The sequence below is a fragment of the Stieleria marina genome, assembly GCA_007741555.1.
GTDB lineage: Bacteria > Planctomycetota > Planctomycetia > Pirellulales > Pirellulaceae > K23-9.
On sequence record CP036526.1, the window covers coordinates 1,213,247 to 1,233,885 of the forward strand.

16 protein-coding genes and 1 riboswitch are annotated in these 20,639 nt (G+C 55.4%); of the genes, 8 read left to right on the top strand and 8 right to left on the bottom strand.

The annotated features are described in order from the left end of the window. The first annotated feature begins 72 nt into the window (after window positions 1-72). Window positions 73-1,785: a Kelch repeat-containing protein gene (locus tag K239x_RS04330; RefSeq protein ID WP_145416419.1), complete on the top strand. Its 1,713-nt coding sequence runs from the start codon at window positions 73-75 to the stop codon at window positions 1,783-1,785. A gap of 92 nt (window positions 1,786-1,877) precedes the next feature. Here the strand turns inward: K239x_RS04330 and K239x_RS04335 are convergent, their stop codons facing one another. The 3 genes from K239x_RS04335 to kdsB all read right to left on the bottom strand — a co-directional run bounded on the left by K239x_RS04335 (window position 1,878) and on the right by kdsB (window position 5,099). After that, window positions 1,878-2,378, bottom strand: coding sequence for a DUF1844 domain-containing protein (locus K239x_RS04335; RefSeq protein ID WP_145416420.1), 501 nt, complete (start codon window positions 2,376-2,378; stop codon window positions 1,878-1,880). Window positions 2,379-2,495: 117 nt separating this feature from the next. Continuing rightward, window positions 2,496-4,139 (bottom strand): CTP synthase, encoded by a 1,644-nt coding sequence (locus tag K239x_RS04340; RefSeq protein WP_145416421.1) that lies wholly within the window; start codon window positions 4,137-4,139, stop codon window positions 2,496-2,498. 186 nt (window positions 4,140-4,325) lie between these two features. After that, the gene (kdsB, locus tag K239x_RS04345; RefSeq protein WP_145416422.1) at window positions 4,326-5,099 is read right to left on the bottom strand and encodes a 3-deoxy-manno-octulosonate cytidylyltransferase; all 774 of its coding nucleotides are present in this window, start codon (window positions 5,097-5,099) and stop codon (window positions 4,326-4,328) included. 96 nt (window positions 5,100-5,195) lie between these two features. Continuing rightward, window positions 5,196-5,445, top strand: a riboswitch (cobalamin riboswitch). A 121-nt stretch (window positions 5,446-5,566) separates the two neighbouring features. Here kdsB and K239x_RS04350 point away from each other — a divergent pair. After that, the gene (locus K239x_RS04350; RefSeq protein WP_145416423.1) at window positions 5,567-6,484 is read left to right on the top strand and encodes a DUF1559 domain-containing protein; all 918 of its coding nucleotides are present in this window, start codon (window positions 5,567-5,569) and stop codon (window positions 6,482-6,484) included. 49 nt (window positions 6,485-6,533) lie between these two features. Beyond that, window positions 6,534-12,560: a DUF4465 domain-containing protein gene (locus K239x_RS04355; protein ID WP_145416424.1), complete on the top strand. Its 6,027-nt coding sequence runs from the start codon at window positions 6,534-6,536 to the stop codon at window positions 12,558-12,560. A gap of 21 nt (window positions 12,561-12,581) precedes the next feature. Here the strand turns inward: K239x_RS04355 and K239x_RS28255 are convergent, their stop codons facing one another. Beyond that, window positions 12,582-12,773, bottom strand: coding sequence for a Flp family type IVb pilin (locus K239x_RS28255; protein WP_419189658.1), 192 nt, complete (start codon window positions 12,771-12,773; stop codon window positions 12,582-12,584). Between the two features lie 180 nt (window positions 12,774-12,953). Here K239x_RS28255 and K239x_RS04365 point away from each other — a divergent pair, with 180 nt between their 5' ends. The 4 genes from K239x_RS04365 to K239x_RS04380 are packed head-to-tail and all read left to right on the top strand — an operon-like array spanning window position 12,954 to window position 17,227. Further along, window positions 12,954-13,190, top strand: a complete 237-nt coding sequence (locus K239x_RS04365; RefSeq protein WP_145416425.1) for a hypothetical protein — start codon at window positions 12,954-12,956, stop codon at window positions 13,188-13,190. Between the two features lie 46 nt (window positions 13,191-13,236). After that, window positions 13,237-15,006 carry an ABC transporter permease gene (locus K239x_RS04370; RefSeq protein WP_145422140.1) on the top strand — a complete coding sequence of 590 codons (1,770 nt, stop codon included), beginning with the start codon at window positions 13,237-13,239 and terminating at the stop codon, window positions 15,004-15,006. Beyond that, window positions 15,003-16,289: a CNNM domain-containing protein gene (locus K239x_RS04375; RefSeq protein WP_419189659.1), complete on the top strand. Its 1,287-nt coding sequence runs from the start codon at window positions 15,003-15,005 to the stop codon at window positions 16,287-16,289. The genes K239x_RS04370 and K239x_RS04375 overlap by 4 nt, the downstream gene beginning before the upstream one ends. Next, window positions 16,286-17,227, top strand: coding sequence for a CNNM domain-containing protein (locus K239x_RS04380; protein WP_145416426.1), 942 nt, complete (start codon window positions 16,286-16,288; stop codon window positions 17,225-17,227). The genes K239x_RS04375 and K239x_RS04380 overlap by 4 nt, the downstream gene beginning before the upstream one ends. 88 nt (window positions 17,228-17,315) lie before the next feature. Here the strand turns inward: K239x_RS04380 and K239x_RS04385 are convergent, their stop codons facing one another. Beyond that, entirely contained in the window at window positions 17,316-17,603 is a 288-nt protein-coding gene (locus K239x_RS04385) for a hypothetical protein (RefSeq protein ID WP_145416427.1), read from the bottom strand. Between the two features lie 277 nt (window positions 17,604-17,880). After that, a complete protein-coding gene (locus K239x_RS04390; protein ID WP_145416428.1) occupies window positions 17,881-18,819 on the bottom strand; it encodes a tetratricopeptide repeat protein in 939 nt (312 codons plus the stop codon). Window positions 18,820-18,974: 155 nt separating this feature from the next. Between K239x_RS04390 and K239x_RS04395 the strand changes: the two genes are divergently transcribed. Then, window positions 18,975-19,394, top strand: coding sequence for a hypothetical protein (locus tag K239x_RS04395; protein ID WP_145416429.1), 420 nt, complete (start codon window positions 18,975-18,977; stop codon window positions 19,392-19,394). Between the two features lie 28 nt (window positions 19,395-19,422). On the opposite strand, the gene K239x_RS04400 is transcribed toward K239x_RS04395, so the two are convergent. Continuing rightward, window positions 19,423-19,929: a Fur family transcriptional regulator gene (locus tag K239x_RS04400; RefSeq protein ID WP_145416430.1), complete on the bottom strand. Its 507-nt coding sequence runs from the start codon at window positions 19,927-19,929 to the stop codon at window positions 19,423-19,425. A 311-nt stretch (window positions 19,930-20,240) separates the two neighbouring features. Next, complete coding sequence (locus K239x_RS04405) at window positions 20,241-20,555, bottom strand: flagellar biosynthesis anti-sigma factor FlgM (protein WP_145416431.1); 315 nt, start codon at window positions 20,553-20,555, stop codon at window positions 20,241-20,243. Window positions 20,556-20,639: the final 84 nt, after the last annotated feature.

Consider the following 20,639-nt stretch of genomic DNA (forward strand, 5'->3'; position numbering starts at 1 on the left):
ACGACACCCATGCGGCGACGTCGCCTGTGACCTCGCCTTTTCATATTACTTAACCTCTCGAGAGACTTTCCAATGCGATGCTTCGTAAACCGGATGTTGTCCGTTTGTTCTCTGTTCCTGATTGCGACGCCCGTCATCGCTCATTTTCCGTGGATGGCGATCGGCGAAGACGGCAAGGCTTTGTACTATTTCGGTGAAACACCTGCCGATCGAACTTACAAACTTCCGCCGAGCATTTTGAAAGCGAAGGCGAACTGCATTACCGACAAAGGCGGCGTGAGTGCGCTAAGTCTGACGCCTCTTGAACAGAAGGATTTTGTCGGAATGCACTCCGAACAGTTAGTTCCCACGACGGCGATATTGACTTCGCAAGTGACCTACGGAGTCTATCACGGCACGCGATTGGAGTACTTTACTCAGCACTGCGGAGGCAAGTTACCGACGCGTTCGGAGGAGTCGGCCGAGCTTGCCAAGAAATTGGATTTGCACGCGGTGTTGACCGACACGGATTCGGGCGTCGATGTGGCTGTCGTTTGGAAAGGAAAGCCACTGGCCGATACCGACGTGACTTTGTACGGCCAAGAGGGGCACGAAGTCGGGAAGGTCAAGACGAACGAGAGCGGCAAAGTTTCCTTCACGGACGCACAGGTCGAAGAAGGCTTGAATGGAATCTTGGTCGGTCACACCGTCAGCGGGCAGACCGGCACGTTGGGCGACCAAACGTATGAGTCCGTTTCTCACTATCTAACCGCGACGTTCGTCGACCCCGAAGACTTTGAAGCGAAGAAAGCCGACGCAGCAATGAAGCCCGCGTCCGACCCACAGTCGCCAAGCATTTTGGTAGATGCGGAACGGTTTCCAGCGATTCCCCAGGGAGTGACAAGCTTTGGTGCCGCTGTGACGGGTGATGCGTTGTTCGTTTACGGTGGTCACTCGGGCGGGGCTCATTCGTATTACGCCGAGGCCCAGGGAAAGGAGCTTTGGAAGCTGGATCTGAAGAATCCGAAGTCGTGGAAATCGTTAGGCGAAGGGCCAGGGGCAAAGGGGCCGGGACAGAAGGGGGCGGGACTGCAGGGGTTGGCGATGGTCACGCACGGTGGCAAGCTCTACCGGATTGGTGGATTCAATGCCAAAAATTCGGAGGGCGAAGACAAAGACCTTTGGTCGCAAGACTCGGTCGCCCGCTACGATCCAGCAACCAATCAATGGGAGTCGTTGCCGCCGCTTCCCGAACCAAGGTCTTCCTTCGACGCGGCGGTATTGGGCGACAAGATTTATGTTGTCGGAGGTTGGTCGATGCAAGGTGATTCGGATTCACAATGGCTGGATACGGCGCATGTTTTGGACTTGTCGGCACCTACTCTGAAATGGAAAGCGTTGGCAAAGCCACCGTTCGTCCGTCGGGCTTTGTCTGTCGCAGCGCACAACGGCAAGATCTATGCGATTGGCGGAATGCAAAGCGAAGGTGGTCCGTCAAAGCGAACTGATGTCTACGATCCTCAGACGAACACGTGGTCGCAGGGCCCAGAGTTGATCGGCGAACCGATGGACGGTTTTGGCAGTTCGTCGTTTGCGACGGGCGGAAAACTGTACGCGACAACCTACAGTGGTTTTTTGCAGAGTCTGTCCGCAGACGGAAAGTCTTGGCAGAAGCTGGCAGAGTTAGATAGCGACCGTTTCTTCCATCGCTTGTTGCCGCTATCGTCGAACCAGCTTTTGGTCGTGGGCGGAGCCAGCATGTCCTCGGGCAAATTCGAGGAAGTCGAAGTGATCACGATCCCGTAGGCGAAAGCTGATGTGAAGCCGGTCTGAGAAGGCATCGCCAGTGCGATATGTCGATCGGGCGCTCTGTGTTGGAAACGCAGGGCGCTGGATTGTTAAGCCTTTACGCTGACGAATGCCATGCGGAGGGCGTGCAACGCTTCGCCTAGCATTTTGGTTTCGTCTTCGGTGGTGTTGCCTTTGGTTTTCTCGCCCAGCATCTCGATCGTATCGATGTAGTGCTTGGCGAATGGCTTGTTGATTTCGGGTTTGCCGGTCGCAGGGTTGGGCATTTGCCCCAGACAAGCCATTGCCTGAGTGAACAACATCGACAGTAGGACTTCCAGCGACGCTGGTGGGGGAGATTGCGAAGGATCGCCAGCGGGCGGTTCGCTCTGCTCAGTGACTTCCGCATCCTTGTCAGCGGCTTTGTCCATGGGAACAAAGTCGTCCGTGGAATCTGACTTGGCGGAATCAGTCTGGGCCGAATCCGTTTGGGAGGAATCGGCTTTGGCTTGAGCGGCCTGCTCTTTTTCCTTAGCGACTTGTTCTTTCCAGTCAGTGTCCACGACGATCTTTTGGTCGTCGTCAGATTGGGGTTTATCGGAATCAGTCATGGTGCTGTCTATTGCTTGGTGGTTCCGGCAGTGCCAGACGGAATGCTGTTTGTAGAGAGGTTCAAGAGAGTTGGTAGAGTCACGATCGGATCGGTGACGTGTCTTTCGCGAAAACCATTATGACTTTGCTTCGCTGGCTTGTTCGCTTTCGATACGATTTTTGCGACGCTCAATCGATGCTTCGACAAAACCTGCGAACAACGGATGTGCCTTCAGCGGTTTACTTTTGAATTCGGGGTGAAACTGTGCGGCGACGAACCAAGGATGATCCGGTATTTCGATGATTTCGACCAACGAATCATCAGGGCTGGTGCCTGCGAAACGCATCCCGTGAGCTTCGTATTGTTGGCGATACTGGTTGTTAAATTCGTAGCGGTGGCGATGACGTTCGTCGACTTCTTCCACGCCGTAAGCTTTGCCAGAAATACTGTGCCGATCCAATTTAGTTGGCTGGCTGCCCAGTCGCATCGTGCCACCCATCTGCGTCACGTTTTGCTGTTCGTCTAGCAAACAGATGACGGGATGCTTGGTGTCTTTGTCAAACTCACTGCTGTGTGCGCTCGTCAAACCCATCGCATTGCGACCGTATTCGATCACGGCACACTGCATGCCAAGGCAAATGCCAAAGAATGGAATGCCACGCTCGCGGGCAAAGCGAATCGCTTGCACTTTGCCTTCGATGCCTCGTTCACCAAACCCACCCGGAACCAAGATGCCGTGGTAACCGCTTAGCAACCGTTCGGCGCCTTCGCGTTCGATGTCGGCACTTTGCACCCGACCGATGCGAATTTGTGCTTGGTGGTGCATGCCTGCGTGATCGATCGATTCGTAAATCGACTTGTACGCGTCTTTGTGTTCGGCGTATTTGCCGACGACGGCGATCGAAATTTCGTGGCGTGGGTTGCGCAGTCGATGCAGCAAGTCTGCCCAGGGCGAAATGTCCAACGGTTTGGCCGCGGTCAGTTCAAGCTTTTTGACGACCAGTTCGTCCAGCTTGTTGTCGACCAGCGAGATCGGGACTTCGTAGATTGAAAAGTCTTTGTCTTTTTCTTCGATGACGGCTTCGACCGGCACGTTGCAAAACAAGGCGATCTTTTCGCGATCGTCACGACTGATTGAGTGTTCGCAGCGACAAATCAGAATGTCCGGCTGGATACCGATTTGACGCATTTGGCCGACGCTATGCTGCGTCGGTTTGGTTTTCAGTTCGTCGGCGGCTTTCAAGTACGGCACCAGTGTCAGGTGCATGTAAAGGACATTTTCGCGTCCAACGTCTTGGCCAAATTGTCGAATGGCTTCCAAGAACGGCAAGCTTTCGATGTCACCGACCGTGCCACCGATTTCGGTGATGACGACGTCGACGTTGTCACCGCCCATTCGTTTGATGGACGACTTGATTTCGTTGGTGATGTGCGGAATGACTTGGACGGTATTGCCCAGGAAATGGCCCTGGCGTTCTTTTTCGATTACGGACAGGTAGATCTGTCCGGTCGTGTAATTGCAGTCACGCGTCAATTCGCCCGACGTGAATCGTTCGTAGTGGCCCAAGTCCAGATCGGTCTCGGACCCGTCGTCGAGCACGTAGACTTCGCCGTGCTGGTAGGGGCTCATCGTGCCGGGATCAACGTTGATGTACGGATCCAGTTTCTGCATCCGGACGCTGAGGCCGCGTTGTTCGAGCAGCATTCCGAGAGAGGCGGCCGTCAGGCCTTTGCCGAGCGAGCTAACGACGCCGCCGGTTACAAAGATGTGTTTGGTCATGGAAGTGGATGATACCAACCCAGAGATTTTACGAAAGCCGCATTCTAATTTGAAGCGATTCGTCGCGTATTTAATTGGGGTCTAGTCAGAGGCCCGTCGGGGCGTTCGCGGCGCGTCGTTGTGCTTTTGCGAATTCTTGGGGCTACAGCGGCGAGGGCAGGTTCGGGGGGTTGCCGAGGAATCAGGCTATTTTGACGTTGCCAGTCGATCGATGAATGCGTCCAGATCGGCTTGAGTGTCGATCCCCGGGGTGGCCGATTCGACTCGTGCGACGGCGATTGTTTTGCCGGCTTCGATGGCGCGAAGCTGCTCCAAGCGTTCGGATTGCTCGATTTGGCTGGGCGGCTGAGCGGCGAACCAACTCAGGAATTCGCGTCGGTACGCGTACAGCCCTAGGTGATGCCAGAAAATCGGGGGTTCGGCGGCCAGCACTTCGTCGGTGACACCATCGCGGACGTGCGGTACGACGCTACGGCTGAAGTAAACCGCCCTGCCCTGCCCTGCTGAGTTTTTATTTAACGCCAACACAATTTTGACGACGGATGGATCGTCTAACAGCGCTGGGTTGCGAATGGGCGTGCCGACCGTGGACATGTCCGCCTGGGGGGCATCGATCAACGCTTGAGCGACCAGGTCGATTGCGGCCGGCGAGATTTCTGGTTCGTCGCCTTGCACGTTCACGAACACGTCCACATTGGGCATTGCCGCGGCGACTTCGGCGATCCGGTCGGTGCCGCTGGGACAATCGGGGTTCGTCATGATCCAGCGACCGCCAAACGATTCGACTTCATCAGCAATTCGTTGGTCATCAACGGCCACGATCACGCCGCTAGCGACGTCTGATGCGGAGGCGGCATCGAAGGTGTGTTGAAGGACTGATTTGCTGCCGGCGCGTCGCAGCAGTTTTTCGGGCAAACGTGTCGAAGCGAGTCGGGCGGGAATGACGATTTGGCAATGCATGAACGTGAATTTAGCACGGAACGAACGCTTTGAAAGGCAAGGTGCTTGAATCGCTTTGCAAAGCGTTTGACAGTTTTATAAAGCCGACCTAGTCTCTGTCCCAACGATGCGTGGTGATGCGAGCAGATGGACCTTGGTTTGCCGCAGAAAAGGGAACTCCGGTGAGACTCCGGGACGGCCCAGCCGCTGTGTCTGATGAAAAGGACGGCTAGAATTTTCGGCCGCCTTTGTCCCAACGCTTAATCTTTTTGCCATTGTTTGCGTGATCACTGCGGTCGCGCGAGCGAGAAGGCGAGCGAAGGGAATCATCAGTAGTCAGAAGACCTACCGCGTTTATCGGACACTTCGTGACCTTCTAGGGTGAGGTCAGTGTCGCAAACCGAGTCGCTATGAAGGCGATGTCGCGCGGATTCAATTGCGCTTAGGTTTTTTCGATTGTCGCTGATCGCTTTGTCGAGGCAGAACGAATGCGCAAATTGTTTGCGAATCGGACAATAGAGCTGCGCGCCGTGACGGAAGTGTCGGATCGCCGGTGCTGCGAGACAGCAGCCGTTGCGAATCAATTGGCACTGCCCGATCGAACTGACTTTGCTGCGCACCGAAACCAACGTGCTGCGTTCACGCTGGTCGAACTGCTTGTCGTGATTGCGATCATTGGAATCTTGGTCGGATTGTTGTTGCCGGCCGTGCAGGCGGCACGCGAAGCCGCGCGGCGAATGAGCTGCCAAAACAATGTCCGGCAAATCGGACTGGCGCTTCATAACTATCACGCGACCTATCGAAAACTACCGCCCGGTGGAATCGAAGTTCGTCCGGAAGTGCCCGACGGGCATCAGTTTGCTTGGTCAGCGATGGTATTGCCGTTCATGGAAGAGACGGCTGTTTATCAGCAAATCGATTTTAGCTATGCATTCGATGCACCTGAAAATGAAGCGGCGGCAGGCCGTGTCATCGAACCGTTTCTCTGTCCCAGTACATCACGCAGCAGTCCACTCAATAGCGGCCGCGGCGCGACGGACTATGGGGGCATCTATGGCGAAAGAATCGCGAGCCGCAATTTCCCGCCGCGAGGCGTGATGATCCATGACCGACCGATTCGTTTTCGTGACATCACCGACGGGCTGTCGCGAACAGTCATGATCGCCGAGGACGCAAATTTTCCAGATGGCCAATGGATCAACGCCAGAAACCTTTTCGATCAGGCGTTTCCGATTAACAAAGCGCCGCCGTTTGAAAATGACATTCGCAGTCAACACATCGGTGGCGCGATGGTCTTGTTTGCTGACGGATCGGTTTCGTTTTTAACGGAGCAAATGGATTTGCAATTGCTGGCCGCCATATGTACTCGCAACGGCAACGAAAAAATGCCTGACTTAGATCGATAACGACGCTCGAACGAACCCAAGAAATCAACTTTTGATACACACAACTAATATGACGCCCTCAATCAAACGACGCACACTGACTAAACGCCGCTTACATAGCGAGACGCTTGAAACACGACACTTATTGGCCGGCCCCTACGCTCCCGCAGCAGGACAGGTCGGCTCCAGCGCAATCGCTCATGACGACGTGTCGTTCGTCGCTTGGGCATCGCGAGTCGAAGATTACACTGTCGGCAGCGACGTTGAGATCGAATTTCAGACCCAGGCCAACGCTCTGGGGCCTGCGCAAGGGAGTTCGCCGGGGATCGTCTCGCTGGGCCGCGGCGGTACGTTGACGTTGGCCTTTGACGCACCGATCCGCAACGGTTTGGGGGCGGATTTTGCTGTGTTCGAAAACAGTTTTAGCGATACGTTTCTGGAACTTGGCTACGTCGAAGTTTCATCCGACGGCGTGAACTTTTTTCGCTTTGAGAGTGATTCGCAAACGCCCGCCGCTGTCGGCGCTTTCGGCAGTGTGGATCCGACCGACATCAATAACTTGGCCGGAAAATACCGAGCTGGGTTTGGGACGCCGTTTGACTTGGCAGAACTTGTTGGCAGCAGTTCCTTGCTTGATACCACGCGGGTAACGCATGTGCGGTTGGTTGACGTCGTGGGCGATGGAAGTGCGCTTGATGCAAGCGGCGATGTGATTTTTGATCCGTTTGCCACGGTTGGCAGCGCTGGTCTGGACGTCGATGCGGTTGGGGTCATTCATCAATCACTGTCGCAAACACAAGTGGCTGGATTTGAGGATGTCGGGGCATCTCTGGCCGCATCGTCGTCCTTCAGCGGTCCGGCGTCCGGCGGTACAACGGCGCCAGGCCAATTTGGCGGCACGACGACGACTGGCACATTCGTGTCCGAGACACTGGCCCTGAACAATTCGCACAACGATCAATTTGGGTCATGGACCGGATTTGCTTACAGCAACGTGTCAGACAATACGACGGCTGGATTTCTGAACCAGTACGGTTCGTTTGCCGGTGGCGGCGCGTCAGGGTCATCGACTTTTGCGTTGGGTTTTGCCGATGTGAATGGGAGTTCACAGCTTCCAACGATTAGGCGTGCGTCGACGGATCTGCGCACGCTGCAATCGCTGGCCGTCACCAACTCCACGTACGCTGCCTTGTCGATGGCACAGGGCGATCAGTTTGCCAGAAAGTTCGGCGGTGATAGCGGCAACGATCCCGACTACTTGTTGTTGACGATTGACGGCAAAGACGCCGCGGGTACCTCGGTCGGTACCGTCGAGTTTTACTTGGCCGACTTTCGATTCGCCGACAATTCGATGGACTACATCGTTGATCAATGGACGGAAGTGGATCTGACTGCGATCGCCGGCGCCAGGTCACTTGTCTTCGATATTGATTCAAGCGATGTGGGGGCGTTTGGAGTCAACACGCCCGCGTACTTTGCATTGGACGACATCACGTTTGCAAAACCAGTCCTGCCGATCGACATTGCCGATCATTCCGTGAGTGAATCCGATGGCGACGCCGCGACGACGGTTCGCATCAGTCGCGCTGACCTGGATACGACGCAGCCAATCGTGGTTTCGCTGGCGTCACTGGATTCGACGATCGCATCGATTCCGTCCACGGTCACGATTGCCGCGGGGCAGTCGTTCGTCGAATTTTCCATCGACGTTGTGAATGACGAATTGTCGGGGGCGGACAGGACAATCACGATCGAAGCGTCAGCGGATGGATTTGTGACGGGAAGCGAGCAGCTAACGATCGTCGAAGATGATGCGTTGACGTTGAGCGTTTCGTTGTCTGCCGCATCGGTTGCCGAAGGCGGCACATTTGATCTGACCGTCAGCCGAAACTCGGCCGACCTTTCGACGGCGCAGGTCGTGCAGCTAAGTGACAGCCAGGCAAATCTGTTGGACTTGCCAGAGAGCGTTACCATTGCGATCGGGCAATCGACCCAGGCGATCACGGTCACGGCGATCGAAGATCAAAACGATCGAGCGGACCAGGCAGTGACGATCACCGCAACGGCGGACGGTTACGTCGGCGGGCAGTCTGACCTGACAGTAAATGACAATGATGTCGCAGCGGTTCGCATCGAATACCTAGGTGCGGGATTGAGCGAATCGATGGCACCGCACACGATTGGCTTAGAGGATGTCGGTGCGACGCTTTCGAACGAATCGTCGTACAACGGCGGGGCGTTGCCTGAAGGCTTCGCTAGCGGCGGGGTGACGTTTGATACTGTCGCTCCGGATTCGTTTGGTGGTTGGGCGTACTCGAACACGACTGACACGACGACACCAGGTTTTACCAATCAGTACAGTGCGGTGACGGGCGAGGGCGCCGGCCAAAGTGATACGTATGCGGTCGGTGTGGCTTTCGGTGTGCCTCGGGTCATGCGATCGCCCACGAGCAATCGATTCGAGTCGATTCAAATTACAAACACGACGTACGCTGCCTTGTCCATGCAAATGGGTGATTCGTTTGCCAAGAAATTTGGCGGTGAAGATGGCAGCGACGAAGACTTCTTTGTGCTCACGATCACTGGTCGAGACGGGCAGTTGCAAGAATCGGGAAGCATCGAATTTTACTTGGCCGACTACCGGTCAGATGACAGTGCATCGGACTACATTGTGGACCAGTGGACGACAGTGGATCTGACGGGGCTTCCGGAGCAAACCGTTGCTCTTGAGTTCAGTTTGTCGTCGTCGGACGTCGGCCAATTTGGCATGAACACCCCCGCCTACTTCGCGGTCGACAACCTGCAGCTGGCGAGCAATTTTGCTCCTGCCATTTCAGTGATTCGCAACACGGAAGACACAAGCAGTCCGCTGACGGTGACGCTTTCATCGGACGATCACAGTGAGCTGGTATTGCCGACGACCGCAACGATTCCAGTTGGTCAGTCGTCGATCGAAGTGCCGCTCGAAGTTCGCGATGACTCTTTGGTCGATGGAGACCAAACGGTCCAGCTACTAGTCGAGGCAACTGGCTTTGCTGGATCAGGTGTGGCTCTGTCGGTCGCCGATGACGATGCTGCCACGCTAACGCTGACCGCGCTGACCAGCGAGGTTGATGAAATGGGCGGGGCTGGCCGGTTTTTGGTTCATCGAAATGCCGGTGATATCAGTAGCGAACTGTCACTCACGCTGACAGCGGATGAAGGAAATCGCATCAGCTTTGATGCCGATGTTGTCATTCCCGCTGGCAGCCGATCGATCGAAGTTCCGTTTGTCGCGGTTGATAATGACGAAATGGGATCCGACGTCGATGTGGTTGTCGAAGCCACGGCGGCAGGATTTGCTGGTGGACAAGCGACGGTCAAAGTACTCAACGACGATTTTCCATCCGCCGCGCTGACGTTGTCGCTGGACGCGTCGACGCTGAGCGAACTGGATGCGCCAAGGACGGTTGCGTTTGAAGACATCGGCGCGGCAATTGCCGACGCATCGTTCTACAACGGTGCCGATCTGGCGGGCGGGTTCAGTTCCAATGGGCACTCATTCAACAACTCCTACAACTCTGATTTCGGAAGCTGGGGCGGATGGTCTGTGTCCAAAACAACGGATCAAACGACGGTCGGTTTTGCGAATCAGTACAGCGCCGTTGCAGGTGGCGGTGCCAGCCAGAGTGAAAGCTATGCCGTCGCATCGGCGTTTTCCGGCGGAACGGCCCCGTCGATCACTCGGGATCAAACCGAATCGGGCGATACGTTTGTGTCGATGATGGTGACCAACACAACGTACGCTGCTTTGTCGATGCGGGACGGGGATTCGTTTGCCAAACAGTTTGGCGGCGAGACGGGCGACGATCCTGATTTCTTTTTGCTTTCGATCGAAGGTGTTGATACCGACGGTCAGTCAATCGGCACTGTCGATTTTTATCTCGCCGACTATCGCTTTGACGACAACAGCCAGGACTACATCGTTGACACATGGACCTCCGTCGATCTTTCATCGCTGGCCGATGCGGTGGAGTTGCAGTTTTCGCTCAGTTCGTCTGACGTCGGCGATTTTGGCATGAACACGCCGGCGTATTTCGCTGTTGATCAGATCGTTGTCTCGGACACTCCCAGTGACGTGATCACTGCGACGGTAACCCGCAACGATCGCGACTTGAGCGAGGAGCTTGTCGTTCAGATTGAGAGTGCCCATTCATCAGCAGCGCGGATTCCCACTGCGGTGACCATTCCTGCGGGTAGCGCGTCGACTACGTTTGAGATTTTGGCGGTCGACGATGCCGTCTTTGATGGCGCGCAGCAGTCGGTGATTTCGGTTTCCACCGGTGCTCACATTGGCGATCAGCAAAGTGTGACAATTACCGACGATGAAACGCCAGTGCTGACGCTGTCTGCGTCCGACAGCGAACTGTTTGAATCGAGTGAATCTACCAGCACACAGCTGTTGATCCACCGCAACACGGCAAACCTTGCGATCCCTTTGGTGGTTGATCTGTCGGTTGTCGGCGATGCATCAAGTGACGCCGTTCAGTTTCCCTCGCAAGTCACGATCCCGGCGGGAGCCAGGACTGTCGTCGTGAATATCAGTGCCAGCGACAACGTGCTGGCGCAGGGTGACCAAACAGTGCAGATGAGCGCAAACGCAGATGGTTTTGCGGCAGGAGCGGTGACAGTGTCAGTCATCGACGATGAATCCACTGAGCTGATTGTCGAGCAGACCGATGATTCGACGGTTGTGGGGGCGCCCGGTCAAAGCGACAGTTTGCTGGTGCGATTGGCAGCGATGCCGGCATCCGATGTCGTGATTGAAGTGTCGTCGGGATCGTCGAAAGTTCGACTAAGTGAGAGCCAACTGCGATTCAGTCCTGAAACATGGAATGTGCCGCAAACAATTGATGTAACCAACCGTTTTGATTTTGAAGTCGAAGACGCGTTTGCGACGGAGATTGTTCTGTCAGTGGCGGCAGAGCTTTCGGATTCGACGTTTGCCAGTTTAGAAACTGTCAGTGTGCCGGTTGCGGTCACCGATTTTCAGCCTGCTGCGGTGCAAGTCATCGAGCGTGATTCGTCGATACGGTTGGTCGACGCAGACACTCAAATCGAATTGGATCGGGCAACACTGCGTGACGGATTTGCACTGACTGGCAATGACATGGCGCAGACTGTGACAATCGATCGGCTTGTCCAGGCGGGCGGTTTCATTACCGTCGACCTGGCAGGGGGCGATGATACGGTCATCATTCGAGGCGATCGGTTTACTTCGCTCGATGGCGGTGCGGGCTATGACCGTTTGGTGATCGATACAGAAATTGGCCATGTGGACTTGGTTCGTTTGCTGGCCAATCGTGCGGTAGGGTTCGAGGAAATCGTCGTTCAAGGTACGGCGTCTAATGAGATCGCTTTGGATTCGGAAACGATTTTGTCGTTGGCCGATGACGCCAATTCTTTGCTGGTACGACTGGCATCGACACAACGTTTAAGTGTTGTTGGTCAAGCAGTCGCGCTGCCGCCGCAAGTCATCGATGGTCAGTTCACGCAGTCTATTCAGATTGGTGATGCCGTCTTGAACGTGGTCAGCCAAACGCCGCACCGCAATGTTCTGGATGTCTTCGATGTGGACCAAAGCGGGCAAGTCACGCCGGCGGATATTTTGGCGGTGATCGAACGAATTTCCTCTGGCCCGTCAACGCTGGCCAGCTTGGATTCGGTCGAGGACTTTGACGGACACTACGTGGATGTATCTGGCGACGGGTTGCTGACACCTGCGGATATTTTGGAAGTCATCAACTACTTGGCAGAGCAAGCGTCCAGTACGAACCCGAGCAGTCTGCCGCAGGGCGAAGGTTTTTCCACCGACCTGATTGCGAAACGACAATTTGAGAACGTCGATGACGTTGGTTCAGTTCAAGGGAGTTCGACATTTTCGCTGTCGACGTTCTCGCTGAATGCAGGTCTGGGGGACGCTCAATCAGCTGACGCGATGATTGTCGCCGGGACTGGTCAGACCCGCAGTGAAGTCGCACTGGAAGAAGAAATGAACGCGGAAGAGATCGCGTCGGTGGACTTGGTTTTTGCGGAATTGGAGATGCTTAGCAAGTAGGTGCCAAGTGTGAGCCTGGTGCTAATTGAAGGCGCCGGCGATGGCGTTGCCCGAGTCTTCAAAGCTCTGGATCGTTTGAGCTGCCATGAATTGCACCGAACCAACAGCGACGGCGATGATCAGTCCGAGCATGACAGCATATTCGACTGCGGTCGGACCATCTTCCTCGCGGAGGAATTCGATGATTGCGTTTCGAGTGCGTCGTAGGGACATAAGAGTTGGAAGAGCGACTGCTCTCAGAGAGGAGTACGAAAGTTTCTTCGGTTAAAGGAAACCTACATTGCTCTGGGCCAGTGAGTTGTACGAAAGCGCTGCGAGGCGCGGGGGTTTGGTCCCGGGTGGTTTGTATCGTGCGGATTATGCGTGTGTTACGGTTTAGGAACGAACCCGGGCATGGGATTGTCCCGACTTTGGGATGCCAAACCGTCTGATTCGGCGGTGTCGCAGCATTGTCGGGAACACCACCGTTATCACCAAACAGGTCGAGTCTTGCGGGCCAAAACGTCGTTTGTCGCGTTGTACTGGGGGAGTGATTGGCCGCAGGCGGTTGTCTGGACCGCGATTTTGTGCCGAAAAGCCAGCGTTGCGGCGCGGCACGTTGTGATGCTTCAGGCGTCGGCTTACTCTTAACCAATCAAATCTACGTTATTTCTCTATTCTGATACCGTTGCAAACCATGCTAGGTCCGGTTTTTAACCGCGAAGCGGTCGTTGTGCCCAAGCGTACAAAGACCTATCTGATGCGAGGCGTTTATGTCCTCGCACTTCTGCTTTTGCTCTGTACGGGCTATCTCGTTCTGGACGGGGCTCGATCGTTGGCGACGGCGTCCGATTCGGCCCGATTCGGCGGCTGGATGTTTACGTTGCTTGCCCCGCTGCAGCTGCTGGTGCTTAGCAGTTTGGCGGCGGTCGGAGCTGCCAGTAGCGTGGCCCAGGAAAAAGATCGCCGCACGCTACTGTTGCTGCTGTTGACTCGGTTGTCGGGATTCGAGGTGGTCGTTGGAAAACTCTTCGCCACGCTGCTGGCGCCCATGTCGATGCTGCTTTGCGGGCTGCCGTTGTTCTTGGTCCTGCCATTGTTGGGCGGAGTGTCGCCCCAGCAAGTCGCGGGCGTTTTTGCCGTTACGGGGGCAACGGTCTTTTTGGCAGGAGCCATTGGCACCGTCGTCGGTATGTGGCGAGAAAAGACTTTTCAGTCCATCGCCATGACGGTGCTGTTATTGTTGACGATCGTTGGGTTGGGAGAAGTTGCTGCGTCGGTGCTGCCTCTGTCGGAAGCGACGCTGTTGGCAGTCAGCCCGGCGCGAGCTCTGTTCGCTGCTGCGTCACCGTTGGCCAGTTTAAGCAGCGTGACGGCAACGGGCGTCGCTCTTTACATCGTCTTGGCATTGGGACTTTCACTGGTCGTTTTGGTGATTGGTGTCCAGCGGGTTCGTGTTTGGAATCCGTCGCGCGAAGTTCGGTTGAAAGCTCCTGAACCAGAAACCTCCGATGAAGTCGACGTGAATGTGGCACCCGAAAGCTGGAAAGTACGGGCACCTCGGCGAGTTTGGAACAATCCGATCCTTTGGCGAGAAATCTGCACTTGGGCGTACGGTCGCAAAATCGTTTTGATTCGCGTTGCGTTTGGACTTTTGTTCTTGGTGATTACCGCAGCGGTCTATTTCCAAATTCAAACCGGTGTGGCAATGGAGCCTGCCGGACGGATTGGCCGCGCTCTACCATCGGTGACCATTCCTGTCGCAGCGATCGGTGTGATTTCGCTGGTGCTGGTCAACGCGTTGGCCGTCAATGCGGTCACGGGCGAACGCGATGGATTGGCGTTGGACTTGCTGTTGGTGACCGATTTGAGTCCTCGAGAATTTGTTTTTGGCAAACTGCTGGGCGTACTTTATGTTGCCAAGGAAATGATCCTGTTGCCGGTGTTATTGATCATCTACCTAGCTGCCAGCAATGTGATGACCATTGAAAATGCGGTCTATGCGATTGTCGGCGCGTTGATGTTGCATTTCTTTGTGGCCATGCTGGGCGTGCACTCAGGGCTCAATCACGTTGCCGGCCGAGCCGCGACATTGGCCAGCCTGGGGACCGTGTTCTTTCTCTGTGTGGGCATTGCGATTTGCATGACAATCATGGTCAGTTTTCGTGGTGCGTTTCAGCTGCAGTTGGCCCCGTTCCTGGTGATGATCTTGGGGGGAGGCGCCGCTTTGTTTGCTTCGCTGGGGTGGCGAAATCCGTCATCCGCGATTTTTGCAGCTTCATTCATGCTGCCCTTGATTACGTTTTACGCGATCACACAGTTTTTGTTGCAGACAGATCATTTGTTGGTCGTCTTTCCGCTGGTCGTTGGATATGGATTTACGACTGCTGCGATGATGATCCCGGCGCTCAGCGAGTTTGATGTTTCGCTGGAGCGTGATCGTGGTGCCGACGGAGATACTGCTTGAACGAGCTGGTTGGAGCCTGGCCATGGTTCGTCGCGATGGGCGTGCTGATTTTGCTGAGCGCGTTTTTCAGTGGTAGTGAAGCCGCCCTTTTTTCTCTCTCCACACGGAGTCGCCGCCAGTTAGCACGAAGCGGTGCTGGAGGTCGGCTAGCGCACGGATTGTTGCGTGATCCGGAGCAACTGTTGTCGGCAATTCTGTTTTGGAATTTGCTGATCAACATGACTTACTTTGCCATCGCCACGATTGTGGGGTCGCGATTGGAAAGTGATGCCAGCGGCGGAAATTCGGCGGCGTGGATCTTTACCGTGGTCACGCTGCTGACCATTATTTTCTTCAGCGAGATGTTGCCAAAAAGCGTAGCCGTTCTGATGCCGGTGCGGTTTTCGATTCTTGTCGGGCCGCCGCTGCTATTGGCGGTACGTTTGGTAGGCCCCTTCTTGCCGTTGGTGAACGCAACCAACCAATTGGCGAAGCGATTGATCTGGCCGACGTTTGAGCCAGAGTCGGATATTGAGCTGCGAGATATCGCGCGTGCAATCGATTTGGGCACCGATGACGCCGAGCTTCAGCAGCGCGACCGGATTGTGTTTCATGGGCTGGTCGAAATGGCTGAAATGCGGGTGTCGGAAATCATGCGTCCTCGCTCGACGCTTCAGTTTACGACTTTGCCGGTGGATCGCGGCGTTTTCAGTGAAAGCACCACGCCTGGCGGTTATCTGATGGTGACCGATGACGATCAAAAAACGATTACGGCAACGATCGGTATGCGGCTTTTGCGACCTAGCCAAGTCGATCACTTGGGTGACGCAATCGAAGAAGTCATCTACACGCCCTGGTCGGCGCCGGTGTCACAGGTCTGGCATCGATTGGATCAAGAAGACTTGAGCATCGCGGTTGTGGTCAACGAGTTTGGCGAAGTCGTCGGTGCGGTTTCGGTCGATGACATATTGAGACGGGTTTTGGCTCCACGTCGCAACCGAGATGACGAAGATGTTCAGGCGATGACCATCCAGCCGCTGGGCGTGGATCACTACCGCGTGATGGGATCCGCGGCGCTAAGAGAGTTGGCGAAGCGGTTGGCGATCGATTTGCCCGACGAAACCATTGCAACGGTTGCCGGATTTATCCAACGTCAAACCGAACGATTTCCGCGGCTTGGCGATACTGCCACACTTGATCGATTTACATTGACGGTCGTGCAGCAGGACGACGACGTGACTTGGATCGAAGTGACCAGCAGCGATGAATCTCAAAGCGATTCGCAGCAGGAGACGTCGACATGATGTTTGCCGTGTTGCTATTCGTCGTTGGTCTGTGTTTGAGCGCTTTTTTTAGCGGAACCGAAACAGGGTTGTATCGCGTTTCGCGAACGCGTCTGGTGCTAGATGGACTGAGCGGTTCGCGTGCTGCGAAAGGTTTAGTCTGGCTGCTAAACCATCCTGCCATTTTCGTGGCCACGATGCTGGTCGGAAATAACGTTGCCAACTACTTGGCCAGTTTCGCAATTGTGACCGGCGTAGCGGTGTTGTTTCACTCAAATGCGACTGCTGAATTGATCGGCCCCATTTTGATGACACCGATCGTGTTCGTCTTAGGCGAATTGCTTCCCAAGAGTCTTTTTTACCATGCTCCGTATCGGTTGCTGATGGCGGCGCGACCGTTTGTGTTAATAGCAGCCGTGTTGTTTGCGCCGATATCGATGGTGCTGGGGCTGTTGGGGAATCTGTTGCGGTTGATCACGGGGCAAACACCGTTTCGGCTTCGGTTGGCGATGGCGCGAGGCGAATTGGATCAAGTGCTCCAGGCGGGCGAAGAGGCTGGCATCTTGGTGGCCGGCCAGCGTTCGTTGGCTCAAAAGCTGTTCGAAGTTGGTAATCAGCCAGCCGTCATGTTTGGTGTTCAGCCCGATCGACTGCCGATTATCGATGCACCCGTCGACGTGGTAGCTGCGTCGCATCAAGCCCGTCGGCGGAATCATCCCATTGTTTTGGTGCGGCGAAGTGGGCGATTGATCGGCTACTTGCGATATGCCGATTTGTGTCTGGCCGAGCCGTTGTCGACACCACGAAACGTGATTCGTGGGCGTGTAGATGATCGCCATCTGAAGACACTGTTGCGTTTGTATGACGCTGCCAGTGATGTGGCAATTCTGTTTGATGATGGCGGTGAGATGCGTTACGTCGTTACGCGTCGCCAGCTTTTACAAGCACTCGTGAAATAGCGATTTGTGAAGTCACCAACGGCACAATGGCAGATCGAGAGGCTGATGTTTCAGGGGAGGTGCCGTTTGAATGGGCATCCGTGCGGCGTCAATCGCGAGCGTAGCCGAGGCTTTGAATCACGGTCAGCATTTCATCACAGGTGATGTAGCGACGGTGGTGCTGAAGTTTGTATTGGTCGATGGCGACGGCCAGTTCATGGCCGGCGGTCGAGAGGCCCACATGTGAGCTTCCGAATTGCCGCCGTTCACCCGAAGCGTCGACTGGTCGCCCTTCACGGCGATCAACAAATGGTTTGCTAGCAGCTTGTCCAGGCCCGACCACGAAGGGAGTGGCTGAGGTAGTGCTGCTCTGCGAAGGAAGGCTTGATGATGACATCGGCTCGCTCTGCGAATAGGTAGTTTCTGGGGTCACGCCGAGGATCAAATGTCCTCTCCGCCGGGCCAGAAAAACGCACTGACTTGGAAACGGGGACCACAGCTTGATTGAACCCTACGTCACGTCAGCGGAGGGAGCACGAAAAAATCTTGACTTTCTTTGCGACGTCGTGACGGAAAACCCGAGACGTAGGTAGCAGAATTGGCACGGCCCGAACGATTCGTCAAGTCAATCGATTTGATCGTTAAAACCGTAAATGCCCGGACGCGAGCCGACCTCAGCGACGTTGGATTTCGGTGATGCTGCTGGCTGGCTGAATGTGTCCGGCAACATGCTGTGGCTGATTCTCCAGTTGCTCAATCCAACGACCGTCGCGAACCGCGATGGGATCGATTTTCATGGCGACATCCACCGATTCGCGAGCGGATTGGATATCGCCCGCATCCAGGCACAAGGCCGCGATTTGAAGGTGAGCTTCGGCGTTGGATGGGTCTCGGGTCGCTGCGGACGCAAAGCATCGACGGGCTTCATCGTGTTGCCCAAGCTGACGCATTGCAATTCCGCGAAGCATGTCCACGCGGGGAGGAATTTCGATTCCGCCCAGTCCTTCCTGCAACCGGTCCAGCGTCGCGAGCAGACGATCGTAGCGACCTTGGACTCGGTAGATTTCTGCCGCTTGCATTTGGACATCGGGAAAATCAGGCTGCAAAGCAAGGGCTCGATGATAAGCCGCCAAGGCTTGAACGTTGTTGGACTGTGAACGCAGGCAGTCCCCGCGCAACGCCCAGACTTCGGCCGAATAGCGATCGGCTTCTAAGGCAACCAGGCTTTGCTGGTTGGCTTCCTCGACCCGGCCTACGTCGAAGTACATTCGACCCAGACGCTGAACCAGCTTGGGATCATTTCCGCTCAAGCGAACGGCGTTCTCCATGTGTTTGATTGCCGGTTCGGGCTGTTCGCGTTGCCAGAACGATTCAGCCAATCCGCGATGGGCTCGGTCGTCACTGCTGGAAAGTTCCAACGCATCGGAGAATAGATTTTCGGCGTTGGTCCAATCGCCGTTGTGCATTGCCTGCAGCCCCTGCCGCGACATTCGACGTGCCGCGATGGACTGGCGGCTTTCGCCAATCCGGCTGATTGCGCGGCAGCCCAATTGGCTGATCAAAATGACCAGCAATGCGAGCGTCAGAACGGACGAGAAGCGGGACGTTACCATGCTATTTCAATAGCAAAGTAGAGTCCCTCGCTGCAACTTCAGTGGTTTGCTCTAAGCTAGCAGTTGTCACGTTTTTGGAGCGTCGGTTTGCAGAAGTTCCCGGAATGTGATAGCAAGTGTGGTTTCCCTGGAACTCCCAAACTGACGAGACGAATGTGCCGGCTACTTTTGAATCTTTTGGCATCAAGTTCCTTTATCCCGACAACTGGACGGCAGCGGAGCGGAGCGAAGATGAAGGCGACACCGGCGTCACGCTGGAGATGCCCAGTGGTGGGTTCTTTTCGATCGAACTGGAGGACGAGGGGCTGTCTGAAGCAGAGGTCATCGAACGCGTGCGAGCCGCCATCGCGGAAGAATTCGGTACCGTCGAAGTGAGCGACGTGACGCTTGACGGAGCCGGTGAAAACGAGAAGGCCGTCGAGATGGGGTTTTACTATCTCGATTTGCTCGTTGTTTCGCGATTGGTGTTGATCAATGCAGTCGCCGAAACGCTGATCATTCAGATGCAGGCTGAAAGCCGAGACTTTGATCAGAACGAAGCCGTTTTTGCTGCCATCTTGCAACAGCTGCGTTAGCAAGTCTGGCGAGCTCAGTCGCCCCGCATCAGACCAAGTCTTGTTTGCGTTTGGTCCGTCTGCTTTTGGTGCAATCGCGGCAGATGCCTTTGACGATAAAACGATGCGCTGAAACGCGGAATCCTTCGGCGGCGGCGACTTTATCCCGCAAGGCTAACAGTTCGTCACTTTGGAATTCGATCAGCTGTCGGCAACGGGTGCAGTACAGATGGTCGTGCTGTGGATAGCCATAGTCAAAGTCATAGACCGTTCGACCATCCAGTTGGAAGCAAAACAGCAAGCCGGCTTCGACAAACTCATTGAGCGTTCGGTAGACCGTCGCGGCGCTGACGTAGTTGCTTTCGCCTTTGCGAGGCAAACGTTCCATCAACTCGTCTGCGTCAAAGTGATCGTGGGCTCGAAACACCTCTTCGATCAGAAATTTGCGTTGTGTCGTTTGTCTTAAGCCACGCGACTGAAGGTACTCTTCAAACCGCTCCTGCGGTGACAATGCGACTTCGACAGGAGTAAGTGGTTGTGGTCGAGCGGAAGACAACGCAAAGTACCGTTCAAACGAAAAGGAAAAGCCAGGACACTGCCACCAAAGAGTGTCGCAGCGTACAGTCGGCAACTAGCTGTGCCAGTGACTGGTATTCTAACCGAAAGAGTGGTTTAGACGACCCACGAAGACAGTGAATCCTGGAGCCAATCGCTGAGCCAATTTCTGCGGCGACCGCTCGATCGCCGGTTGCCACGACGAATCGTGGCATCTTTGCATTGGCTGACGTCTCTCGACTGCGTGGACCGCAGTCGAGAGACGTGCTCGTTCGGGGATGGCTGTGAGGCGAACTCGCAGCCGTGTCGCGATTAAGCGTACTGATCGAGCATGCGTTCGAGCGCTGCGTCCAGTTTCTCGGGAGTCTCGTAGACGCCGTCAGCGATTTGCCGCCGGATATCCGCGACGCGGTCGATGCGGATTTCTCCGCCGCCAGCGATCGCACCGGAATCTTGAAGGCGATTGACGCCGACGGCAGCCGACGAAAGGTCTAGTTCGTCAGCGGGTTGAGCCATCCGGTTGGATTCAGCTGGCTTCGCCGATTCGGCGGGCTGCTGGGGGGCAGTACGTTCGACTCCGGCAGTGTTTTGAGTGGTTGAAACTCGAAACGGTCCGTAAATTTGCATATTGATTAGCTCCCAGGAGGGACGGGTGTCTTCCAATCAACGCAGCGAAACCCAAGCGTTTGGGCATATTCCTGGCTGCGAAAC

Bases quoted from the DNA above. Each gene is read 5' to 3' on its own strand.
- K239x_RS04330 (WP_145416419.1), top strand. From the start codon at position 73: ATGCGATGCTTCGTAAACCGGATGTTGTCCGTTTGTTCTCTGTTCCTG.
- K239x_RS04335 (WP_145416420.1), bottom strand. From the start codon at position 2,378: ATGACTGATTCCGATAAACCCCAATCTGACGACGACCAAAAGATCGTC.
- K239x_RS04340 (WP_145416421.1), bottom strand. From the start codon at position 4,139: ATGACCAAACACATCTTTGTAACCGGCGGCGTCGTTAGCTCGCTCGGC.
- kdsB (WP_145416422.1), bottom strand. From the start codon at position 5,099: ATGCATTGCCAAATCGTCATTCCCGCCCGACTCGCTTCGACACGTTTG.
- K239x_RS04350 (WP_145416423.1), top strand. From the start codon at position 5,567: ATGCGCAAATTGTTTGCGAATCGGACAATAGAGCTGCGCGCCGTGACG.
- K239x_RS04355 (WP_145416424.1), top strand. From the start codon at position 6,534: ATGACGCCCTCAATCAAACGACGCACACTGACTAAACGCCGCTTACAT.
- K239x_RS28255 (WP_419189658.1), bottom strand. From the start codon at position 12,773: ATGTCCCTACGACGCACTCGAAACGCAATCATCGAATTCCTCCGCGAG.
- K239x_RS04365 (WP_145416425.1), top strand. From the start codon at position 12,954: ATGGGATTGTCCCGACTTTGGGATGCCAAACCGTCTGATTCGGCGGTG.
- K239x_RS04370 (WP_145422140.1), top strand. From the start codon at position 13,237: ATGCTAGGTCCGGTTTTTAACCGCGAAGCGGTCGTTGTGCCCAAGCGT.
- K239x_RS04380 (WP_145416426.1), top strand. From the start codon at position 16,286: ATGATGTTTGCCGTGTTGCTATTCGTCGTTGGTCTGTGTTTGAGCGCT.
- K239x_RS04385 (WP_145416427.1), bottom strand. From the start codon at position 17,603: ATGTCATCATCAAGCCTTCCTTCGCAGAGCAGCACTACCTCAGCCACT.
- K239x_RS04390 (WP_145416428.1), bottom strand. From the start codon at position 18,819: ATGGTAACGTCCCGCTTCTCGTCCGTTCTGACGCTCGCATTGCTGGTC.
- K239x_RS04405 (WP_145416431.1), bottom strand. From the start codon at position 20,555: ATGCAAATTTACGGACCGTTTCGAGTTTCAACCACTCAAAACACTGCC.